This window comes from Streptomyces sp. NPDC046900, from assembly GCF_040644975.1.
Lineage (GTDB): Bacteria > Actinomycetota > Actinomycetes > Streptomycetales > Streptomycetaceae > Streptomyces.
Genome location: NZ_JBEYXD010000072.1, coordinates 1 through 17715, shown reverse-complemented (window position 1 = coordinate 17715; position 17715 = coordinate 1). Strand labels below are relative to the sequence as shown.

Below are 17715 nucleotides of genomic sequence, written 5' to 3'. Positions count from 1 at the left end.
CCCCCTTTGACGCCCTATCTCTGACCGACCCGCCGTATGGAGGCTGTTGTGGATTTCGCCAGCCCGATGACGCTCCGAGTCCACCGGACGGTGGTCCCGCGATGAGTGGAACGACGATACCGTTGCTCGTGGGGCTGGGACTGTTCGGCCTGGTGGGAGGGGTCGGCATCACGGCCATCGGCCCCGGCGGTGTCTTGCCGACGATCGGGCTGTTCGCCTTGACCGGCCTGTCTCCGGCGCAGGTGGCCGGCACCGCTATCGTCACCCACATCGCCACCGGCGCCCTGGGCTCGGCCGCCTACACCCGTTCCGGACAGCTCAGGGAGTCCGCGACGCGCCCGACCGCAGTGACTCTTGCCGTCACCGCCCTGGTCGGCACGCCCGCTGGAGTTCTGATCAACTCCATGGTGTCCAAAGGTGCCTTCGGCGTGATCCTCGGTCTCTTCGTGGCCGTGGTCGCCGCCCTGGTGTGGTGGCGCGAGTGCCGTGAACGCCGCGGCCGGGTCGCCGCGTCGCCCACTCATCCGCCCATGACCGTGGTGACCGTACTCGGACTTGGCGTGGCCACTGCCGCCGGCATCGTTGGCATCGGCGGCCCGATGCTCACCGTTCCGCTGCTGGTCGCCCTCGGTATTCCGGTCCTGGAAGCTCTTGCCGCGGCGCAGCCCCAGTCCGTGGTCATCGCCTCCATCGGCACACTCGGCTACGTGGCACACGGCACCGTCAACTGGCGACTGGCCGCACTGGTCGGCACGCCCGAACTGGCCGGCGTGCTCCTCGGCTGGAAGATCGCCCGGGTCCTGCCTACCCGCCGCCTGAAGGGCGCCCTGATACTCACGCTCCTCGCTCTGGCGTCCTACCTCGCCCTGCACAGCTGACCCCAACCCCGATCGTGTCCCGCGTGAGTACCCCGGTTCGGGGCGCAGCGTGGCATCACGACGGAGCGGTCAAGGGCCCCAAACCGATCGGGTTCGGGAACTGCTGGGTGGTCGCCGGCTGTGCCGCTCGAAAAGTCGTCGCCACAGGTGGACAAGGCATGGCTCGTTCGCTGAGATCATGCCCGGGTGATCCTGTCGCTGCTGCACCCTCAACATCCGCAGACATGATCGACTCAGCGGCGTGCTACATGAGCATGCGCATGCCGCTCGAACTGCATGGACGCAATTACCGGCACCCGCAGTGTCCCTGCCAGGTAGCCCAGGGGAATCTCACCTGGGCTACCACAGACCCCGGCGGTCGCGGTAGGGACCGCCCTTGCGGGCGACCCCGCGCAGATCGGGCGTGTATCGAATGTGCTGGTCACAGCCACTCGTTGATGGCCGCGACGAGGAGCGACCACGGCGTCGGCGGTGATGCTCATCGAACCGATCAGCGTGGCAGCGCTCGCCGTCCTGTTCCTCGGCGAGCGGCTCACCGCGGCAGTTGCCGCGGACTGGCCGAACCCGATGTGGTCGGGGGCAATCACGTGGTAGCGGTCGGCGAGCGTCGGGATCAGGTGGCGGAACATATGCGAGCTGGCCGGGAATCCGTGTAGCAGCACGAGGGCGGGCGCCTCAGGCCATTTTCAAACGTCAGATTGGTGGGAGTGGGTCACCGCCCCGCCGTGACGGGTTGACTCCGAGTCAGGCCAGAGGGAGGTCACCGGTCTTCTGGCGGTGGTGGCGGTGCCTGGCTGCCTTGGTGCTGTTGCCGCAGCGCTGCATCGAGCACCATTTCCGGGGCCTTCCCTGGGCGGCGTCGAGGTAGATCATCCTGCAGAGCTCGGAGTCGCATTCGCGCAGCTTCTGCCGCTGCTTGGGATCCGAGATCAGCGTGATCATGTCCCGGGCGATCAGCGAGAGCAGTGCGGGAGTCGACAGGCCTGGAGTGCTTGCTGCGGCGGGAAGACCGTCGGCGTCGGTCTTGAGCTGGGGGGCTGGCGGATTCACCCGGGCCAGTTGGTTGAGCAGTCGCACCGATTCCTCTTGGGGGGCGTGGCGGTGGAGGTATCCAGCGGTGACGTCGTACGCGCAGGCCCGCAGTTCGTGGAGAGCGTCGAGTAGCGCCGCCAGGTCTTCATCCGGGTGGACGGTGAGACCTACTCCCTCACACCAGGCCCTGAGTCGGTCGATGTCACCGATGCGCTCGATCGGTGCACTCGGGCGGCGCCCGATCGTGGCGATGAGGTTCAGCGACGGGGTTCCGGCGTCGAAGCGCAGTTCGCGGAGTTGTGCCGTAACCCGGGTACGGCGGCCCTCCTGTACTCCTTCGGTCATATGGCTATAGTAACCCTCTAGAAGGTTATTAAGGACTGATGGGACCGTGGGTGCCGACGCTGCTGCTGGCCGTGCCGGTCGCCTGGCGATACGGGGACGCCTCAGGAGGATTTGCTGTTGCTGGTGCGACAGGCATCGAGTAGGGAGCAAAATGTGAGCGCTGCGACCATTACGACAGCACGGAGGGTACGAGTTCTGCGCCGCACGGTGCCGCAGCCGTGGTGGCTGGTGGTCCCTCTGCTGCTGGTCGCCGGCGTTCCGGTGGCGGACGCGTTCCTGCCACCGGACATCCACCTCGGGCATCTGCTGGTCCTGGGTCTGGCGATCGCCGCCGTCGGTACAGGTCCCCGGGTCACCGCGCTGGTTGGTGGTCTGTCGGTGCTGTCCCTGACTGCCGCCGGAGCGGAACGTTATACCTTGACCACCGAAAGCGTCGTCGTCGAGGTGTGCGCTCTCGCCGCGCTCGCTGTCTTCCTGGTGGTCTTCACCCGCATGCGGGAACGGCGAGCGGGCGAACTGTCCAGGGCGCGCCTCGTCTCCAAAACGGCGCAGCGGGTCGTACTGAGGCCCCTTCCGGAGCGAGCCGGGTCGGTGTCGTTCGCCTCCGCCTACCGCAGCGCTGAGGCCGACACTTGGATCGGCGGTGACCTCTACGCCGTCGCCCGTACCGCCGACTCCACCCGAGTGATCATCGGGGACGTCCGGGGCAAGGGCCTGGCCTCGATCGGCGACACGGCGATCGTGCTGGGCGCGTTCCGCGCAGCGGCCCACCGCACAATGCCGCTGCCGGAACTGGTCGCCTACGTGGAGGACGCGGTCCTCGCCGAGTTCTCGGGGAGCGATGACGACGACGTCGCGGAGCGTTTCGTGACCGCCTTGATGCTGGACATCCCGGACGACAAGCCGGTCGTCCATGTGATCAGCTGCGGTCACCCACCGCCCCTCCTGCTGCACGGCACGACCGCGTCCCTCCTCCAGGTGTGCGACCCCGCCCTGCCGGTCGGTATCGGTGTGACGCGAGAGGGCACCTACGTGCCGACAACCTTCCCCTTCGACGCCGGTGACCGGTTGATGCTGTACACCGACGGCATCACCGAGGCTCGCGACGCGGACGGCGTCTTCTATCCGCTCGCCGAACGTGCCATGGACTGCGCGGACCTGACGCCGAGGCTGCTGGTCCAACGGCTGACCGAGGACGTGCGGGAACACGTTGGCGGCCGGCTGCACGATGACATGGCCATGATCGTTATACGGCGGGACGCGGTACCGGTACGCGCCTGAACGGACTCCACGGTCGGCAAAGAGGCGCGGTGCAGGTGGAACTGCTTGATCAGGCCAGTGGCGCACCCGCCTGCAGAGGTCCACTGCCCTGTTCGGGTGCCTGGAGATCTTCCACAACCGGCAAGGCAGACACTCGGCCTTGGGCGGGCTCAGCCCAGTGGATTACGAACGACGCGGAACACCTGTAACAGGCAGAAAGACATGGCGCGGGGGCGCGCCCCTACGCTGGCCGCCTCACGCTTGCCCCGCGCCGGTCCAACGAGCCCGCAGCCCCGCACGTTCGATCGCGCGGCCCGCCAGATACACCGGACGCCGAGGGGGCTGGGCACGCCGGCGGTGGAGCGGTTGGTCCCGGTGAAACGCTCCTCGGGTGCGTGGGAGCCTACGGTGGCGGAGGCTGGGGCAATGACAGAGCCTGTTCACGGCCCCCATGGACCAGGAGGCGGGGCGACATCGTTCGGCGTGGAGCGTGATCCTGCCCGACTGGTCGCATTCAGTGACGGCGTCATCGCCATCGCCGTCACGCTGCTCGTCCTGGAGATCCGTCCGCCGCACGACACCCGTCACCTGTTGCGCAGCCTCACCGCGCTCTGGCCGTCCTACCTGGCTTACGTCGTTACCTTCATGTTGATCGGACAAGTGTGGGCCAACCATCACATCATGTTCGACCACATCCGCAGCGCCGACCGAATGGTGCTCTTCCTCAACACCGTGCTGCTGATGGACGTCGCGTTTCTCCCGTTCGCCGCCTCCGTGCTGGCCGCGGCGCTTCGTGACGGTCACGGGGAGCGTACCGCTGTCGCCTTCCACGGCGGAGCCTTCGAATTCCTGGCCATCCTGTTCAATCTCATCTGGGGGTACGTACGTCATAATCGCCGACTGCTCACCGCCACCATCGATTCAGCCGACGTGGCAGCCATCAGCCGGCGCTTCCGGCTCGCCCTTGTCTGGCTCGCCACCGGAACCCTGCTCGGCGCCCTGCTTCCCGTGCTCGGCATCGCCGTGATTGCCGCCTTCGTCCTCTACTACTGGCTCCCCATCACAGGCGAGATCGCCGCGGTGCAGCGTCGACGTCACCGTGGACACCGAACGTAACCCGCCGATGGCTGGCCCCCGGCGTCACCTCCCGCGAGGCGTGTGGATCGGCCTCTTCACCGGCTTCCAGACAATTGAAGGGAGTGTCATTCGGTGGGGGAGCCGCGGGTGTACTTGTCGTGACGCCTCGTCATCGAGTTCCCTGGCGCGGCCGATCGAACACCAGCAGTCGGCCGGGATCATCTGCTCCACTGCACACCGGTGCTCCAGGCGGAGGGTGACGTCTCTGAGGAGCGGGACCAACGACGTGGCCGGTCGGCCGCTACGCACCATGACCCGGTAGGCATTGCACGCAGGCACAGGGCTGTGGCGCTGGTGGGCCTGGGGCGCGTAGGGAACTCGATCTGTGGAGCCAGGCGAACGCAGTCGCCTGCGCTGGCTGATGACCGTCCACTGACGGAGGCTTAAAAGAGGCCGACATCCCGCGCCCAGGCGCGGCGGCTCCCTCTCCGCAACTGCATCCAACCGATCAGGATTCCGTGACAGGTTAGCTAGCTCGACTGAACCAGCACCGAAGCTCGATAGAGGGGTCAGGGATATGGCTCCCGCAGTCCACCACCGCACCGTCACCGTCGACGGTCTGGAGGTCTTCTATCGGGAGGCCGGCGACCCTGAGGCGCCCGCAGTCGTGCTGCTGCACGGCTTTCCGACCAGCTCGCATATGTTCCGCCACCTGATCCCGGCGCTCGCCGACCGGTACCACGTGATCGCGCCCGACCACATCGGCTTCGGCCAGTCCGCGATGCCGGCCCTCGCGGACTTCCCGTACACCTTCGACGCGCTCACCGACGTCACCGAGGGCCTGCTGCGGCAGCTGGGCGTCGACGGGTTCGCGATGTACGTGCAGGACTACGGCGCCCCCATCGGCTGGCGCCTGGCCCTGCGGAGTCCGGACCGGGTCACCGCGATCATCACGCAGAACGGCAACGCCTACGAAGAGGGCTTCGTCAAGCCGTTCTGGGACGGCGTCTTCGCCTACGCCAAGGCACCTGGACCGGACACCGAGACCCCCCTGCGTGACGCCCTCACCCCCGAGATCACCCGCTGGCAGTACCTGAACGGCGTCGCCGACCCCACCCTGGTCAGCCCCGACAACTGGGTCCACGACCAGGCGCTGCTCGACCGGCCCGGCAACGACGAGATCCAGCTCAAGCTCTTCCGCGACTACCCCACCAACGTCGACCTCTACCCGCGGGTCCACCAGTACTTCCGCGACTCCCAGGTCGCCCTGCTCGCGGTGTGGGGAGCCAACGACGAGATCTTCGGCCCCGACGGCGCCCGGGCGTTCGCCCAGGACCTGCCCGACGCCGAGATCCACCTGATCGAGTCCGGACACTTCGCCCTGGAGAGCCACCTCGACACCATCACCGAACACATCCGCGACTTCCTCGACCACGTCCTCGCCTGACACGCAGGCCGGCTGGAGCAGCCGCGGACCATCCCTTTTCCCGCCGCAGCCAGCAAAGGGACCCGCCATGCCACACCTCGAACTGGCCGACAACGCCTTGCTACACGGAAGCCCAGACGGCCACCCCTGCCTGGTCTGCCTCATCCGCCACCCCCACTGCGTCTACCACGAAGTCCGCGACAGCGCCCGCCGCGCCGCCGTCCGCACTCCGGTTCTCTCCTTGAGCGCTGAAGAAGGGCGAGGCATGCACATCATCCGGGAGCTCTGGGATGACCGGGGCGTGCAGAAGTCCGACGATGCCGACCACGACGGCATGGTCGTCTGGATCTGCTTCCGCCAGCCCGAAGCAGCCGTCTCTCGCTGCTCCCGCACGCCCTGACCGGCGCCGAACTACCACCCACCCACCCCCCTTGGGATGCAGGCTCCACGCCGCACCCCCGCACCCGGAAGGGAACACACCATGGGACTGTCCTGGCAGCAAGGCCCCCTCTCCACCGGCGCGATCGGACACTTCCTCACCCCCGAACCCGTGCCCGAACGCCTCCTGTTCGCCGAGCGGCTGCGCCGCCACATGCGCGTGAAGTTCAACGACACCTGGATCGCCGACAGCGAGAACGTGATCCTGCTCCACGAACCGGGCCGCTACCCCGTCGCCTACTTCCCCCGCGAAGACGTCGACGAGCAGACCCTGGTCCCCAGCGACAAGACCACCCACCACAAGGACCTCGGCGACACCGCCTGGTACGCCGTACAGGTCGGCGACCGCACCACCGAACGCGCCGCCTGGGAATACACCGCACTGCCCAAGCACGCCGCCGACCTCCAGGGCCGCATGGCCTTCGCCTGGCGAGCGATGGACGCCTTCTACGAGGAGAACGAACGCATCCTCGGCCACGCCTCCGACCCGTACCACCGCATCGACATCCGCGACACCTCCCGCACCCTCGAAGTCCGCCTCGGCGACACGGTCATCGCCCGCACCGAGCACCCCAAGGCGCTCTACGAGTCCGGCTTCGCCCCGCGCTGGTACGTCCCCCGCGCCGACATCGACAAGACCCAGCTCAAGCCCGTCGAAGGCCAGACCTTCTGCCCCTACAAGGGCCTGTGCGACTACTACGACATCGGCGACACCCACCGCGCCGCCTGGTCATACCGCAACGCCTACCGTGAGGTCAACCGCATCAACGACATGATGTCCTTCGAGCCCGACCGGGTCGAGGTCTATCTCGACGGCAAACGCCTCGAACTCGAACCCGGCCAGAACGTCGTCCCTCACGGTGCCGACCGCGACCTGGACGTCGACGAAGTCAAAGGCCGGTGACTCCCAGCACCCGCGAGCGATCGGCGGCCCACCGGCCCCGTGTTCCGGTCTGCCCACCACCCTGGTGTGTGAGAGGACCCTGGCGGTGACCGAGGAAGCCCGTTAGTTTAACCTCAACCTGTATCTGCGTAACTCCGGATATGTCTACCAGCGCCACTAGGCACTCCAGCGACCGCAATGTGGCCATGCGTCATCCTCATCATCACGCGAGTGCGCCCGGCCGTGTCACCGGACCGGAATGCGTGGGCAGCGGCCCGGAACATCCAAGACGAACAGAGGGTCCGTTACCGCTGGCTTCCCCTCACGCGGGACGAAAACCGCGTTCCTGCAGCGTCTACAGGTTGCCGTCAGGGTCGGTGAACTCTGCGAAACTGGCATAGTCCCGCCGCTCCGGGTCGATGCCGGGCTCGAAACCTCCCTGCCACGTCTCGACCGGCGCCTTGTGGCGGATCTCGTCTACGTCGACGCGGCGGCCCGCCAGCTCGGCGCACGCAGCCTGGAGATCGGCAACCACCAGGTACAGGCCCTTCACCGAACCAGGCTGCGCATCGGTGATGCCCACCCCGATCTGGACTGAGCAGGCGGAGCCAGGAGGCGTCAGCTGCACGACCCGGAAATCGGGCCTGGGTCCGAAATCCACGTCGAGGTGGAAACCGAGCTGCTCGTGATAGAAGGCCAATGAACGATTGACATCGCTCACGGGCAGGATGACGACCTCGAGCTGGTACTCCATGTGATCATTCTGGTCCAGCGCAGCACCGCCCCGCCACCCGCGCAATCATGCGTGATCTGAATGATCAGACACGGAAAAGCGAATGACCAGCCAAAATCCCCGCGCCTCTCGAGCATTCAGAAAATCTCGGCTCATGCCTCAAAAGGCTCATGATCGATGAATAGCGGGCGGCGCAGGCCAAGAACTAGGATCAAGCCCAGCACACCCTTTTACAGCGCCATGAGGGACTGCCCCCGCCCGTCCCCGCAGGAGGTCCGCAATGGCGACGCTGCTGTCCGTCAACGTTGGGATGCCCAAGGACGTCACCTGGCAGGGAAGGACCGTCCATACGGGAGTGTGGAAGGCCCCGGTCGACGGCCCCCGGATGGTGCGGCGGTTAAACATCGACGGCGACGGCCAAGGCGACCTGGCTGGGCACGGCGGTGAGATGCGGGCCGTCCTCGTCTACCAACTGCAGTCCTACCAGTACTGGCAAAAGCAGCTCGGTCGTGACGACCTGACCTTCGGGATCTTCGGGGAGAATTTCACCGTCGACGGCCTGCCCGACAGCGAAGTGTGCATCGGCGACCGCTACCGCATCGGCGACGCCGAATTCGAAGTCACCCAGCCCCGCGTCACCTGCTACCGCGTCGGCATGCGCCTGGGCGAACCCACCATGGCTTCCCTGCTGGTCGCCCACCACCGGCCCGGCTTCTACCTGCGCGTCATCACCGAGGGACACGTCGAAGCCGGCGACGAGATCGCCCTCACCCGCAAGGGTCCCGAACAACTCAGCGTCGCCGAGATCGACGCCCTGCTCTACCTTCCCGACCGTGACCCCGAAAAGCTACGCAAGGCACTGAACATCCCCGCTCTCAGTCCCGGATGGCAGCAGTCCTTCCACGAGCTCGCCGCCGCCCAGCAGCCCACACAGGAACCGGGATGGCCAGGCGAACGCGCCAGCGCCCAGCAACCCAAAGAGGCACCGCCATGGTCAGGCTTCAGGACCATGCGCATCGCCCGCATCGTCCGCGAGACCCCCACCGTCTCCTCGATCTACCTCGACACCCCCGACGCCACACCCCTACCCGAAGCCCGGCCGGGCCAGTACCTGTCCATCCGCCTGAATGTCGGCGAAGCCGCCCCCGCCGTGCGCAGCTACTCACTCTCCTCCGCACCCACAACCGGCACCTATCGCATCAGCGTCAAGCACGAGCCCCACGGCCGGGTCAGTGGCTACCTCCACACCAGCCTCCACCCCGGCGACCTCGTGGACATCGCAAGCCCCCGCGGGGCCTTCGTACTCAAAGAAGGCGCCAACCCGGTTGTCCTCATCTCGGCGGGCATCGGCGTCACCCCCGTGCTGGCGATGCTCCACCAACTCGCCGCCACACATGATCCACGGCCCGTGTGGTGGATCCACACTGCTCACGACCGCGCCCACCACGCCTTCGCGGAGGAGGCCCACACGCTTCTGAAGCAGCTCCCCGGCGCCCACGAGCACATCTACTACACGGCCGAAGGCCCACGTCCCCACGATCCCCACATCACCTGTGGCCGGCCGACCGCCCGATCGCTGACGGCCTTGGGCATTCCCACCGACGCGGAGGCCTATCTCTGCGGACCGACTGCTTTCATGGAGAACGTCGGCGACATCCTGCACGATCTCGGCCTACGTCCCGAGCAGATCCATACAGAACAGTTCAGCGCTCTTCCCGCCATCAACCCCGGCATCACGCCCAGGGCCGAGGTCCGGCCGCACCAGCCACCCGGCCCCCCGGGCACCGGCCCGCTCATCACCTTCGCCCGCAGCGGCATCACCACCACCTGGTCTCCCGCTCACGCCTCCCTCCTCGAGCTCGCCGAGGCCTGCGACATCCCCACCCGCTGGTCCTGCCGCACCGGCGTCTGCCACACCTGCATTACCCAACTCGTCGCCGGCGACATCACCTACACCACCCCACCCCTCGCTCCCCCTGAACCCGGCACCATCCTCGTCTGCTGCAGCGAACCCACCACCGCAGTCGTCCTCGATCTCTAACCGGCGAGCAAATCCACCGGCACTCGGGCCTGCCCACCAAACCTCCGCAGCAGCCGCGGGAAAGAAACAGAACCATTGGCCCGCCCCCGGGCACGGCACCCCTGCCTGCCACACCCCTCCACACGAAGGTCCAGTCACTCGATACAGCTTGTGAAAGGCCACCGACGGGCAGGAGGGACACCAGGAGTCACGCCTGACAACCACGGCCAGTACGACGCTTTGCCCTTTCGATCTCGCCTTCGATGGGCGGCCAGTAACAGCGAACGAACGCGGCGATCACAGCCACGCCGAGTACCGAAAACCAGGAGCCGAGCCAGGGCAAGGGCGAGCAGGTAACCGGTGTGCCCACCCACGAGCAGGCCGAACTGGTCGCGGCCCGCAGTCGGATCGTGGAGCTGGAGGCCGAGCTCGCCGTCCGTTCGAGGGCGGCGGCGCCCGGTTCCGCATCGAGGCTGATCTCGAAGAGCCAGCCCTCCCCATAGGGGCTGGCGTTGATGGTCTCCGGGGCCTCCTCCAGGGCGGTGTTGGTGCCCGGGACTGGCGCGTCGATGTCGGACACACTCTTGGTCGACTCGACGTTCGTGCAGGTTTCACCGGCCCCCACAAGGGTGTCGACCGCCGGCAAAGTCACCGAGATGACGTCGCCGAACTGGTCCTGGGCGTAGTCGGTGATGCCGACCCGGATGATAGTGGGATCGCCCTCCTGGGTCTGGGTCCATAGATGTCCGGAGGTGTACCGCAGGTCATCAGGGATCTCGGACAGGGAACGCGCCTTTCCTCGTTGACGAATGGCGACGGATCGAGGATGGGGGATCGAGCCGGTCCCGCGCTCCTACAGAGGGTTCCCTGATGATTGCTTGTGTTCAACCTGGGTTGATGTCGGGCTTCGTCCGGGCGGCAGGCCCTTACGGACGTGGGCTGCGTGCGGGGCACTGACGCGTGCGGTGGATTCGGGCGGTGGACCTGAGGGGCTGGGTGTCAGTTGCTGTTCGGCCCAGATGAGCTTGCCGTCGGGCGTGAAACGGGATCCCCATCGGCGGGAGAGCTTGGAGACGAGGAGGAGGCCGCGGCCGTTCTCGTCGGTGGTACGGGGGTGGCGCAGGCAGGGGCGGCTGTTGCTGGTGTCGGAGACCTCGCAGGTCAGCACCTTGTCTCGGATGAGGCGCAGGCCGATCGTGCCGTTGCCGTTGCCGTTGCCGTTGCCGTTGCCGTTGCCGTGGCGGACGGCGTTGGTGACCAGTTCGCTGACGATCAGTTCCGTGGTCTCGACCAGGTGCTGCAGTTGCCACTGGTTCAGTTGGCGGGTGGCCTGGGCCCGGGCGCGGCTGACAACGGCCGGGTCGGCCGGAAGCCTCCAGGAGGTGGTCTGGCTCGGGCCGAGCGCGCGGGTCCGTGCGAGGAGCAGGGTGATATCGTCGCTCGGCGCCTTGGCCGGAGACGAGTCCATTGCCGAGGAGCAGAGGTCTTCCAACGGCAGTCCGGGGCGAGCCAGGGCGGTGCCCAGGCGGTCCATGCCGACGTCGATGTCCTGGTCGCGGGACTCGATCAGACCGTCTGTGTAGAGGGCGAGCACGGTACCCTCGGGCAGCTCCAGCTCCACGGACCCGAAGCTGACCAGCCCGAGGCCGAGCGGGGCTCCGGTGGGCAGATCGGGGAAGGTGACCCCGCCGTGCGGGTCGACAACCGCTGGCTGGAGGTGGCCGGCCCGCGCCATCGTGCAGCGCCGGGTGACCGGGTCGTAGACCGCGTACAGGCACGTGGCGGCCATCGTCGCACTGGCCAGGTCCCGCGGTTCGGCGTCTTCTTCGGCGAGGCTGATGACCAGGTCGTCGAGGTGGGCCAGCAGTTCGTCCGGGGGCATGTCCATGCCGGCCAGGGCGCGCACGGCGGTGCGGAGTCTGCCCATGGTCGCCGCCGCGTTGATGCCGTGTCCGACCACGTCGCCGACCACAAGAGCCACCCGGGCACCGGGCAGTGAGATCACATCGAACCAGTCGCCCCCGACGCCATGGTGGTCGTCGGCCGGCAGGTAGCGCCAAGCCACGTCGGCGGCGCTCCCGCCCGTGGCACGGTGCGGCAGCAGGTGACGCTGCAGAGCCAGGGCCGCGGAGCGCTCGCACGCGTACCGGCGGGCGTTGTCCAAACACAGCGCGGCCCAACTGACCAGCTCCTCGGCCAGCAGCAGGTCGTCCTCCTCGAACGGCATAGAATCGCCCATCCGTACGAACGCCGCCACGCCCAGCAAAGCGCCCCGCGCATGGATCGGGACGACTATCAACGAGTGCATCGCGTGTTCGTGGATCTTCTCCGCTCGCGTCGGGTAATGGTCCAGCCACGTACCGGGCGAGGTGTCCAGCATCGGCTCGAAGTGGGACTTTCCCGAGCGCAGGACTTCGATCCAAGGCGACGCCGGTGAGACGAGGACTGGTTCTTCCGGCGCGAACAGGGACTCCGGGGCCCCCTGGTTGATCGAGGCCAAGCCTGCGCGGCGGAAGGCCGGGATGTGTCCGCCCTGCGGGCCGATACAGGCCAGGGGCTGCTCAACGAGCGGAACCGATTCCGTCAGGTCCACGGTGGCGAAGTCCGCGAGGAGCGGCACCGAGAGGTCGGCCAGTTCCTGCCCGGTCCGCATGACATCCAAAGTGGTCCCGATCCGCGTATGGGCCTCGCTGAGGATCACCAGACGCTCCCGCACTCGCTGGCCGTCGGTGACATCCACACTCACGGCGCACAGGCCCAGCGCGCAGCCCTCTGCGTCGGCAAGGCGGAAGTAGGAGGCCTTCAACGTACGGTCCGCTCGCACCTGCGTGGGCGCGAAAGGGTGATATTCCGCGTCGATCGCCGGGACGCCGCTCTCCAGTACCTGGCGCATCAGCGCCTCGAGCGTTTCGGCCTCCGTGCCTGGCGCTGCCTCGCTCAGCGTGCGGCCCAGCCGCTGCTGGAGAGGGATGCCATCCTTGGATCCCTGGGTGTCGTTCACCCAGGGACAGCACAGCCGGGTGTCGCGGATCACGATACCGACCGGCAGGTTGCGCGGCAGTCGCAGGGCGTTGTCGGTCGCCGCTACGATCCACTGGGCCCGGCCGTCCGGTCCGGCCAGCGACTGTGCCTCTAGGAGCACATCGACGCTGTGGCCATCGTGGTGAGAGACCTTGGTGAAGCCGGACCAGTGACGCGGGGCACCGTCGGCCTCCGAGAACGCCGAGGCTGTCGCCCGGTCTTCGGCGGCTGCCAGCAGGAGCGTAGCGGACCGGCCCACGACCTCTTGGGCCGAGTAGCCGAGAAGCCGCTGAGCAGACTCCGTCCACCCCACGACCGTGCCTTCCGCGTCGAGCAGGGCTATCGCCAGGCCCATCGCGTGGAATGCCGTCTGAGCTGCAGTGATTTCCGTTTGCATAGAACTGTCCATGATTCATTCCACGTGTGTGCTCCCAGGATGAGGTTTGCCGGGTGTTCGGCCGTGAGGGGTGCGGTGTCCTGAACCACTGCCGACTGGAGCGCACGGGAGGGGAGGTGATTCAGGCCAGAGGGAGGTCACCGGTCTTCTGGCGGTGGTGGCGGTGCCTGGCTGCCTTGGTGCTGTTGCCGCAGCGCTGCATCGAGCACCATTTCCGGGGCCTTCCCTGGGCGGCGTCGAGGTAGATCATCCTGCAGAGCTCGGAGTCGCATTCGCGCAGCTTCTGCCGCTGCTTGGGATCCGAGATCAGCGTGATCATGTCCCGGGCGATCAGCGAGAGCAGTGCGGGAGTCGACAGGCCTGGAGTGCTTGCTGCGGCGGGAAGACCGTCGGCGTCGGTCTTGAGCTGGGGGGCTGGCGGATTCACCCGGGCCAGTTGGTTGAGCAGTCGCACCGATTCCTCTTGGGGGGCGTGGCGGTGGAGGTATCCAGCGGTGACGTCGTACGCGCAGGCCCGCAGTTCGTGGAGAGCGTCGAGTAGCGCCGCCAGGTCTTCATCCGGGTGGACGGTGAGACCTACTCCCTCACACCAGGCCCTGAGTCGGTCGATGTCACCGATGCGCTCGATCGGTGCACTCGGGCGGCGCCCGATCGTGGCGATGAGGTTCAGCGACGGGGTTCCGGCGTCGAAGCGCAGTTCGCGGAGTTGTGCCGTAACCCGGGTACGGCGGCCCTCCTGTACTCCTTCGGTCATACGGCTATAGTAACCCATTATGAGGTTACTAAGAGGAAGGTGAGGTCATGGATGCGCGTCACCCTGGCGATGTTCGTCGTGGCCTGGGGAGCCAACTAGTTCTTCCCGCTTCTGCTGGTCTACCGGCGCGGAGGAGCGGTCTCGGAGTCCGTGGTGACCATGGCGTTTGCGGCCTACGCGATCGGCCTCATCCCGACGCTGCTGCTGGCCGTGCCGGTCGCCCGGCGATACGGACGGCTCAGGATGACTCGAGCGGTCCTCGCCATGTCCGCCGCACGAGCTCGTCGGCGCTGCAGCAGCGTTCTACTGCCTGACGTACCTCGGATTTGTGGCCCCCTATTTGGTGACTACCGTGAAGGGCTGGGTGCCGCCCGCCGTCCTGTTTCTCTGCGAAGCCGGCGTCGTCGCCGCGCTGATCCCGGCGACAACTCTGGTAGGCACTCCTGATTCCTGCGGCAGGTCGACGACACGGGGCGCGGCTGCGCCAGCAGGCGAGTAACCAACGGTCCTGCCAGGACCCGGCACGATTCACACCATGTCCCGTACGGGAAAGGAACACGCTATGCGCTTGGCCGTCGTGGAGGCAGGCGGTGTCGGGGGCTACTTCGGCGCCAGGCTTGCCGCAGCGGGCCACGAGGTCACCTTCATCGCCCGGGGCCGCCATCTGGAGGCCATACGCGAACGCGGACTTACGCCGCGGCGAATGGCGCGACGCCCGCTACTGGGCCAAACAGGTTGAAGCTCTCGAGGACGAACCCTGCCAGTACGCGCCGGTGCCCCATGAGGTCGTCAACGCCACAGCCGGGCCCGGTGGAGTGGAAGTCCGCCTTGCCCTGCCAGTTGCGGCTGCGGCCGTGCCGAAGGACGCCGTCCGGGACGCAGTCGAGGACCTGGATGTCGACCAGGTCGAGGGTCTTGGCACCACTCCGCAGCCATGCGCGGAGCTCGCCCGCCAGCTCGAAGATCTGGTCACTGCCGACCACTGAAAGCACTCCTGCAGCCCCGGGCGTCGGATAGGGGAGTCCCCGGTGCCGGGCCGGGTGGGGGTGGGGGAGTGGCCCGGCACCGGGGTGGGGGCCCGCCCCCTGCGTCCGGCCGGGGGCTGCCAGGGCAAGAGGGCGGGGGCTTGAGGAAGCTGCGCGGTCAGGGGCCGGGGAGGTCGTCGAGCGTGATGACGGTGTACGTACGGAGCCTGCGCACCATCTGCGAGGCGAGAAACCAGCGCAGTCCCGGATGCCCGTAAGACAGCGCCTCGTCGGTGGTGGATAACGCCTGGAGCCCGCCGTCGCCGTACTGGTAGGGGGTACCGATCACTCCGTACAGCGGTGCGCTCTGCACGAGGAACACGGTCGGCAGGCCAGCGAGGTACGGACACTGCTCCGCCGCTGCTCGGGCGTGCTGGGGGCAGACCGGGGGCTGCGCGGTACGCACCACCGCCTCCTGCGGCCGCACCTCACTCGGTCCGGCGAGGAAGATCATGCCGTGGCGGGTGCGGGCGGGCTGGGCGCACACCTGGCAGCGCAGCTGCTCCATGCACTCGCGCTGGCGGGAGGGGTGGACCATCCGCCAGCGCGGCCGCCCGAGGGGCAGGCCGTCGGCGCCGATCGTTTGGGAGCAGCGGCCCCACAGCACGCCCCGCAGGTCGCGGTCCTCGGTGAGCTCATCCCAGTAGCCCAACTGCAGGCGTCCGTCGGGGCCGCGCTGGGTGCGCAGCGACAGCAGCAGGTCGGGGCGCTCGCCGGCGCGGCTGGTGATGTAGGGCACGAGCCGGCTCGTGGCCGGGTTCGCTGCGTTGGCTGTACTCGCGCTCATCGGGCGACTCCCATCGACGTGAGGGTGTGTGAAGGGTGTGGTGAGGTGCCCGCCCCAGGCTTGACCTGTCCAGGGGCGTGGGGATCTGGGGCGGGCGTGTGGGGGCCCGCCGGTCGCGGCCCTGCTTGAGACGCTCTCAGCGGGATCGCCGACGTGGCAGTGCCGCGACCTGCGGCGGGCGGGCGTGCCGGTACGGCGTTGCCCCGCCGCGGCCGCCCTGGGGTTCCGGCCTGTGTTCACCCGGGGCGACGGGTCTTCGTCAGCGGCGGCGCAGCGTGTGGACGCATCGGGTGTGGATGCGGCCTGCGTAGTCGGCTCCACCGGAGGCACTGACATCCCCGTACGAAACCGAGTCCTCACGGTCTCTGATCGGCCGATCGCAGGCCAGGCACATCTCCACGCCGGTCAGCGCCTCGTAGTGGTCACACAACGCCGTAAGGGAGCGCGCGAGTTTCCGGGCGTGGGCCACAGCCCGGTGCGGCCCGTCGCCGGCGGCGGCCCGGAGCTTGACGCGGGCCTCGCCAATGCAGGCGAGGGCGCAGTACCGGGGCACGTCATCCATGGGCAGATTCCCGGCTGCCTGCTCGATTTCGGGGATGATCAACTGCATGTGGCCGCGCAGCAGACCGGTCAGCCCTGCCAGTTCCTCGCCCTCCGGTGATTCGGTGTCCGGCCCGATCAGGCGGCTGATGCTGTGGCGCATGGTGTCGATGTCGACGGGCTGCGTGAGGGCTGCTGTGGTCACCGGGACTTCTCCGATCCCCAGCGCGGTCCGGGCACGCGGCGGACGGCCTGTGCGACGGCTGCCGGTGGCACCAGCCGTGTGCCCCAGCACGGGTGGAGGCGGCGGTGGCGCTCTGCTTTCTTCCAAGACGCTCGGGGAGGGATACGCGGTGTAAGAGCGGGGATGCCGTTGGTTTTCCGGGTGTTGGCGCCTTTGGCCGACGGGGATAAGAGTCCGGCCCTGGTGGTGTGCTGTGCTGGTGGGACAGAGCGTGCACTACGAGGTGGCGTCGAGGCGGGAGCCCACCTGTGCCTACCACGCGTGGGCACGCGCCGGTGGCAGCTGGGTGTCACTGCGCGCGGGCCAGCGGTCGGGAATCGTGTGGTCGGCATCGTGCGGCTCCTCGGCACCAACGGTGATCAGGGTGCGTACCACCATGGCCCTCTACGAGAGCTGATCCGAGGACTTCAATAGGTCTTTTGCGACGCAGAAGCGGACTTTATGTGGTCTCCCATGGTGATGGCTAGTCAAATAGAGGGCCTCGGCTGACACTTGTGTCAGTTCTCAAGACGGAGGTGAGACCAGTGGCACGCCCCGCAGGTAACACACGGCTCAAGTCGGCCCGTATGGCGGCCGGTTACCACTCGCAGCAGGCTCTCGCGGACGCCCTTAAGGTGGGGGTTCGGCAGGTCCGCAGGTGGGAATCCGACACTCCGCCGTGGCCGCAGCCAGACGTTGCCCAGGCGCTCACCCGGTTGCTGGGTCAAGACCTTGAGTCCCTGGGGTTCGCCGCATCGGACGGGCCGGGGTCCGACCGTGTGCGCCGTGCTGTCCTCGCCGATACTGCGGTCGGCGTGGGTCTGCCCGCCGTCCCCACGCAGGCTGTGCCCGTGCAACCCGCCTCAGTCGCACATG

General features: G+C 67.7%; 17 protein-coding genes and 3 pseudogenes. 10 read left to right on the top strand and 10 right to left on the bottom strand.

The window, feature by feature from the left end:
* Positions 1-101 precede the first annotated feature (101 nt).
* Positions 102-878 (top strand): sulfite exporter TauE/SafE family protein, encoded by a 777-nt coding sequence (locus ABZ904_RS39395; protein WP_361828925.1) that lies wholly within the window; start codon positions 102-104, stop codon positions 876-878.
* A 453-nt stretch (positions 879-1331) separates the two neighbouring features.
* A pseudogene (locus ABZ904_RS39390) lies at positions 1332-1427 on the top strand (EamA/RhaT family transporter); the annotation flags it as partial.
* Here the strand turns inward: ABZ904_RS39390 and ABZ904_RS39385 are convergent.
* Both ABZ904_RS39385 and ABZ904_RS39380 read right to left on the bottom strand, forming a co-directional pair.
* Positions 1424-1558, bottom strand: a pseudogene (locus tag ABZ904_RS39385) (alpha/beta fold hydrolase); the annotation flags it as partial. The pseudogenes ABZ904_RS39390 and ABZ904_RS39385 sit on opposite strands and share 4 nt — an antisense overlap.
* A 64-nt stretch (positions 1559-1622) precedes the next feature.
* Positions 1623-2255: a CGNR zinc finger domain-containing protein gene (locus ABZ904_RS39380; protein ID WP_361828907.1), complete on the bottom strand. Its 633-nt coding sequence runs from the start codon at positions 2253-2255 to the stop codon at positions 1623-1625.
* Between the two features lie 153 nt (positions 2256-2408).
* Between ABZ904_RS39380 and ABZ904_RS39375 the strand changes: the two genes are divergently transcribed.
* From ABZ904_RS39375 to ABZ904_RS39355, 5 genes are all read left to right on the top strand, one after another.
* Positions 2409-3536 (top strand): PP2C family protein-serine/threonine phosphatase, encoded by a 1128-nt coding sequence (locus ABZ904_RS39375; protein WP_361828923.1) that lies wholly within the window; start codon positions 2409-2411, stop codon positions 3534-3536.
* A gap of 387 nt (positions 3537-3923) precedes the next feature.
* Positions 3924-4631, top strand: a complete 708-nt coding sequence (locus ABZ904_RS39370; RefSeq protein WP_361828921.1) for a TMEM175 family protein — start codon at positions 3924-3926, stop codon at positions 4629-4631.
* Positions 4632-5169: 538 nt separating this feature from the next.
* Positions 5170-6039 (top strand): alpha/beta fold hydrolase, encoded by an 870-nt coding sequence (locus ABZ904_RS39365; protein ID WP_361828919.1) that lies wholly within the window; start codon positions 5170-5172, stop codon positions 6037-6039.
* Positions 6040-6106: 67 nt separating this feature from the next.
* Positions 6107-6418 carry a hypothetical protein gene (locus tag ABZ904_RS39360; RefSeq protein WP_361828917.1) on the top strand — a complete coding sequence of 104 codons (312 nt, stop codon included), beginning with the start codon at positions 6107-6109 and terminating at the stop codon, positions 6416-6418.
* Positions 6419-6499: 81 nt separating this feature from the next.
* Complete coding sequence (locus tag ABZ904_RS39355; RefSeq protein WP_361828915.1) at positions 6500-7360, top strand: DUF427 domain-containing protein; 861 nt, start codon at positions 6500-6502, stop codon at positions 7358-7360.
* 334 nt (positions 7361-7694) lie between these two features.
* Here ABZ904_RS39355 and ABZ904_RS39350 read toward each other — a convergent pair whose 3' ends face one another.
* The gene (locus tag ABZ904_RS39350; protein ID WP_361828913.1) at positions 7695-8093 is read right to left on the bottom strand and encodes a VOC family protein; all 399 of its coding nucleotides are present in this window, start codon (positions 8091-8093) and stop codon (positions 7695-7697) included.
* 259 nt (positions 8094-8352) lie between these two features.
* Here ABZ904_RS39350 and ABZ904_RS39345 point away from each other — a divergent pair, with 259 nt between their 5' ends.
* Positions 8353-10113, top strand: a complete 1761-nt coding sequence (locus ABZ904_RS39345) for an MOSC and FAD-binding oxidoreductase domain-containing protein (RefSeq protein ID WP_361828911.1) — start codon at positions 8353-8355, stop codon at positions 10111-10113.
* A 187-nt stretch (positions 10114-10300) separates the two neighbouring features.
* On the opposite strand, the gene ABZ904_RS39340 is transcribed toward ABZ904_RS39345, so the two are convergent.
* The 3 genes from ABZ904_RS39340 to ABZ904_RS39330 all read right to left on the bottom strand — a co-directional run bounded on the left by ABZ904_RS39340 (position 10301) and on the right by ABZ904_RS39330 (position 14264).
* Entirely contained in the window at positions 10301-10855 is a 555-nt protein-coding gene (locus ABZ904_RS39340; protein ID WP_361828950.1) for a hypothetical protein, read from the bottom strand.
* Between the two features lie 90 nt (positions 10856-10945).
* A complete protein-coding gene (locus tag ABZ904_RS39335) occupies positions 10946-13510 on the bottom strand; it encodes a SpoIIE family protein phosphatase (RefSeq protein ID WP_361828909.1) in 2565 nt (854 codons plus the stop codon).
* A gap of 121 nt (positions 13511-13631) precedes the next feature.
* Positions 13632-14264 (bottom strand): CGNR zinc finger domain-containing protein, encoded by a 633-nt coding sequence (locus ABZ904_RS39330; RefSeq protein ID WP_361828907.1) that lies wholly within the window; start codon positions 14262-14264, stop codon positions 13632-13634.
* Between the two features lie 562 nt (positions 14265-14826).
* Between ABZ904_RS39330 and ABZ904_RS39325 the strand changes: the two are divergent.
* A pseudogene (locus ABZ904_RS39325) lies at positions 14827-14955 on the top strand (2-dehydropantoate 2-reductase N-terminal domain-containing protein); the annotation flags it as partial.
* On the opposite strand, the gene ABZ904_RS39320 reads toward ABZ904_RS39325, so the two are convergent.
* The 4 genes from ABZ904_RS39320 to ABZ904_RS39305 form a co-directional block, all read right to left on the bottom strand.
* The gene (locus tag ABZ904_RS39320; protein ID WP_361828905.1) at positions 14954-15247 is read right to left on the bottom strand and encodes a hypothetical protein; all 294 of its coding nucleotides are present in this window, start codon (positions 15245-15247) and stop codon (positions 14954-14956) included. The pseudogene ABZ904_RS39325 and the gene ABZ904_RS39320 overlap by 2 nt on opposite strands.
* A gap of 160 nt (positions 15248-15407) precedes the next feature.
* Complete coding sequence (locus ABZ904_RS39315; RefSeq protein WP_361828904.1) at positions 15408-16076, bottom strand: hypothetical protein; 669 nt, start codon at positions 16074-16076, stop codon at positions 15408-15410.
* A gap of 259 nt (positions 16077-16335) precedes the next feature.
* A complete protein-coding gene (locus ABZ904_RS39310) occupies positions 16336-16821 on the bottom strand; it encodes a DUF6415 family natural product biosynthesis protein (protein ID WP_361828902.1) in 486 nt (161 codons plus the stop codon).
* A 291-nt stretch (positions 16822-17112) separates the two neighbouring features.
* The gene (locus tag ABZ904_RS39305) at positions 17113-17238 is read right to left on the bottom strand and encodes a hypothetical protein (protein ID WP_361828900.1); all 126 of its coding nucleotides are present in this window, start codon (positions 17236-17238) and stop codon (positions 17113-17115) included.
* A 146-nt stretch (positions 17239-17384) separates the two neighbouring features.
* Between ABZ904_RS39305 and ABZ904_RS39300 the strand changes: the two genes are divergently transcribed.
* Positions 17385-17715 (top strand): helix-turn-helix transcriptional regulator (locus ABZ904_RS39300; protein WP_361828898.1); only part of this gene is annotated, 331 nt, incomplete at its 3' end.

Coding starts and splice junctions, on each gene's coding strand:
- ABZ904_RS39395 (WP_361828925.1), top strand. CDS start 102: ATGAGTGGAACGACGATACCGTTGCTCGTGGGGCTGGGACTGTTCGGC.
- ABZ904_RS39380 (WP_361828907.1), bottom strand. CDS start 2,255: ATGACCGAAGGAGTACAGGAGGGCCGCCGTACCCGGGTTACGGCACAA.
- ABZ904_RS39365 (WP_361828919.1), top strand. CDS start 5,170: ATGGCTCCCGCAGTCCACCACCGCACCGTCACCGTCGACGGTCTGGAG.
- ABZ904_RS39360 (WP_361828917.1), top strand. CDS start 6,107: ATGCCACACCTCGAACTGGCCGACAACGCCTTGCTACACGGAAGCCCA.
- ABZ904_RS39355 (WP_361828915.1), top strand. CDS start 6,500: ATGGGACTGTCCTGGCAGCAAGGCCCCCTCTCCACCGGCGCGATCGGA.
- ABZ904_RS39350 (WP_361828913.1), bottom strand. CDS start 8,093: ATGGAGTACCAGCTCGAGGTCGTCATCCTGCCCGTGAGCGATGTCAAT.
- ABZ904_RS39345 (WP_361828911.1), top strand. CDS start 8,353: ATGGCGACGCTGCTGTCCGTCAACGTTGGGATGCCCAAGGACGTCACC.
- ABZ904_RS39335 (WP_361828909.1), bottom strand. CDS start 13,510: ATGCAAACGGAAATCACTGCAGCTCAGACGGCATTCCACGCGATGGGC.
- ABZ904_RS39330 (WP_361828907.1), bottom strand. CDS start 14,264: ATGACCGAAGGAGTACAGGAGGGCCGCCGTACCCGGGTTACGGCACAA.
- ABZ904_RS39315 (WP_361828904.1), bottom strand. CDS start 16,076: ATGAGCGCGAGTACAGCCAACGCAGCGAACCCGGCCACGAGCCGGCTC.
- ABZ904_RS39305 (WP_361828900.1), bottom strand. CDS start 17,238: ATGGTGGTACGCACCCTGATCACCGTTGGTGCCGAGGAGCCGCACGAT.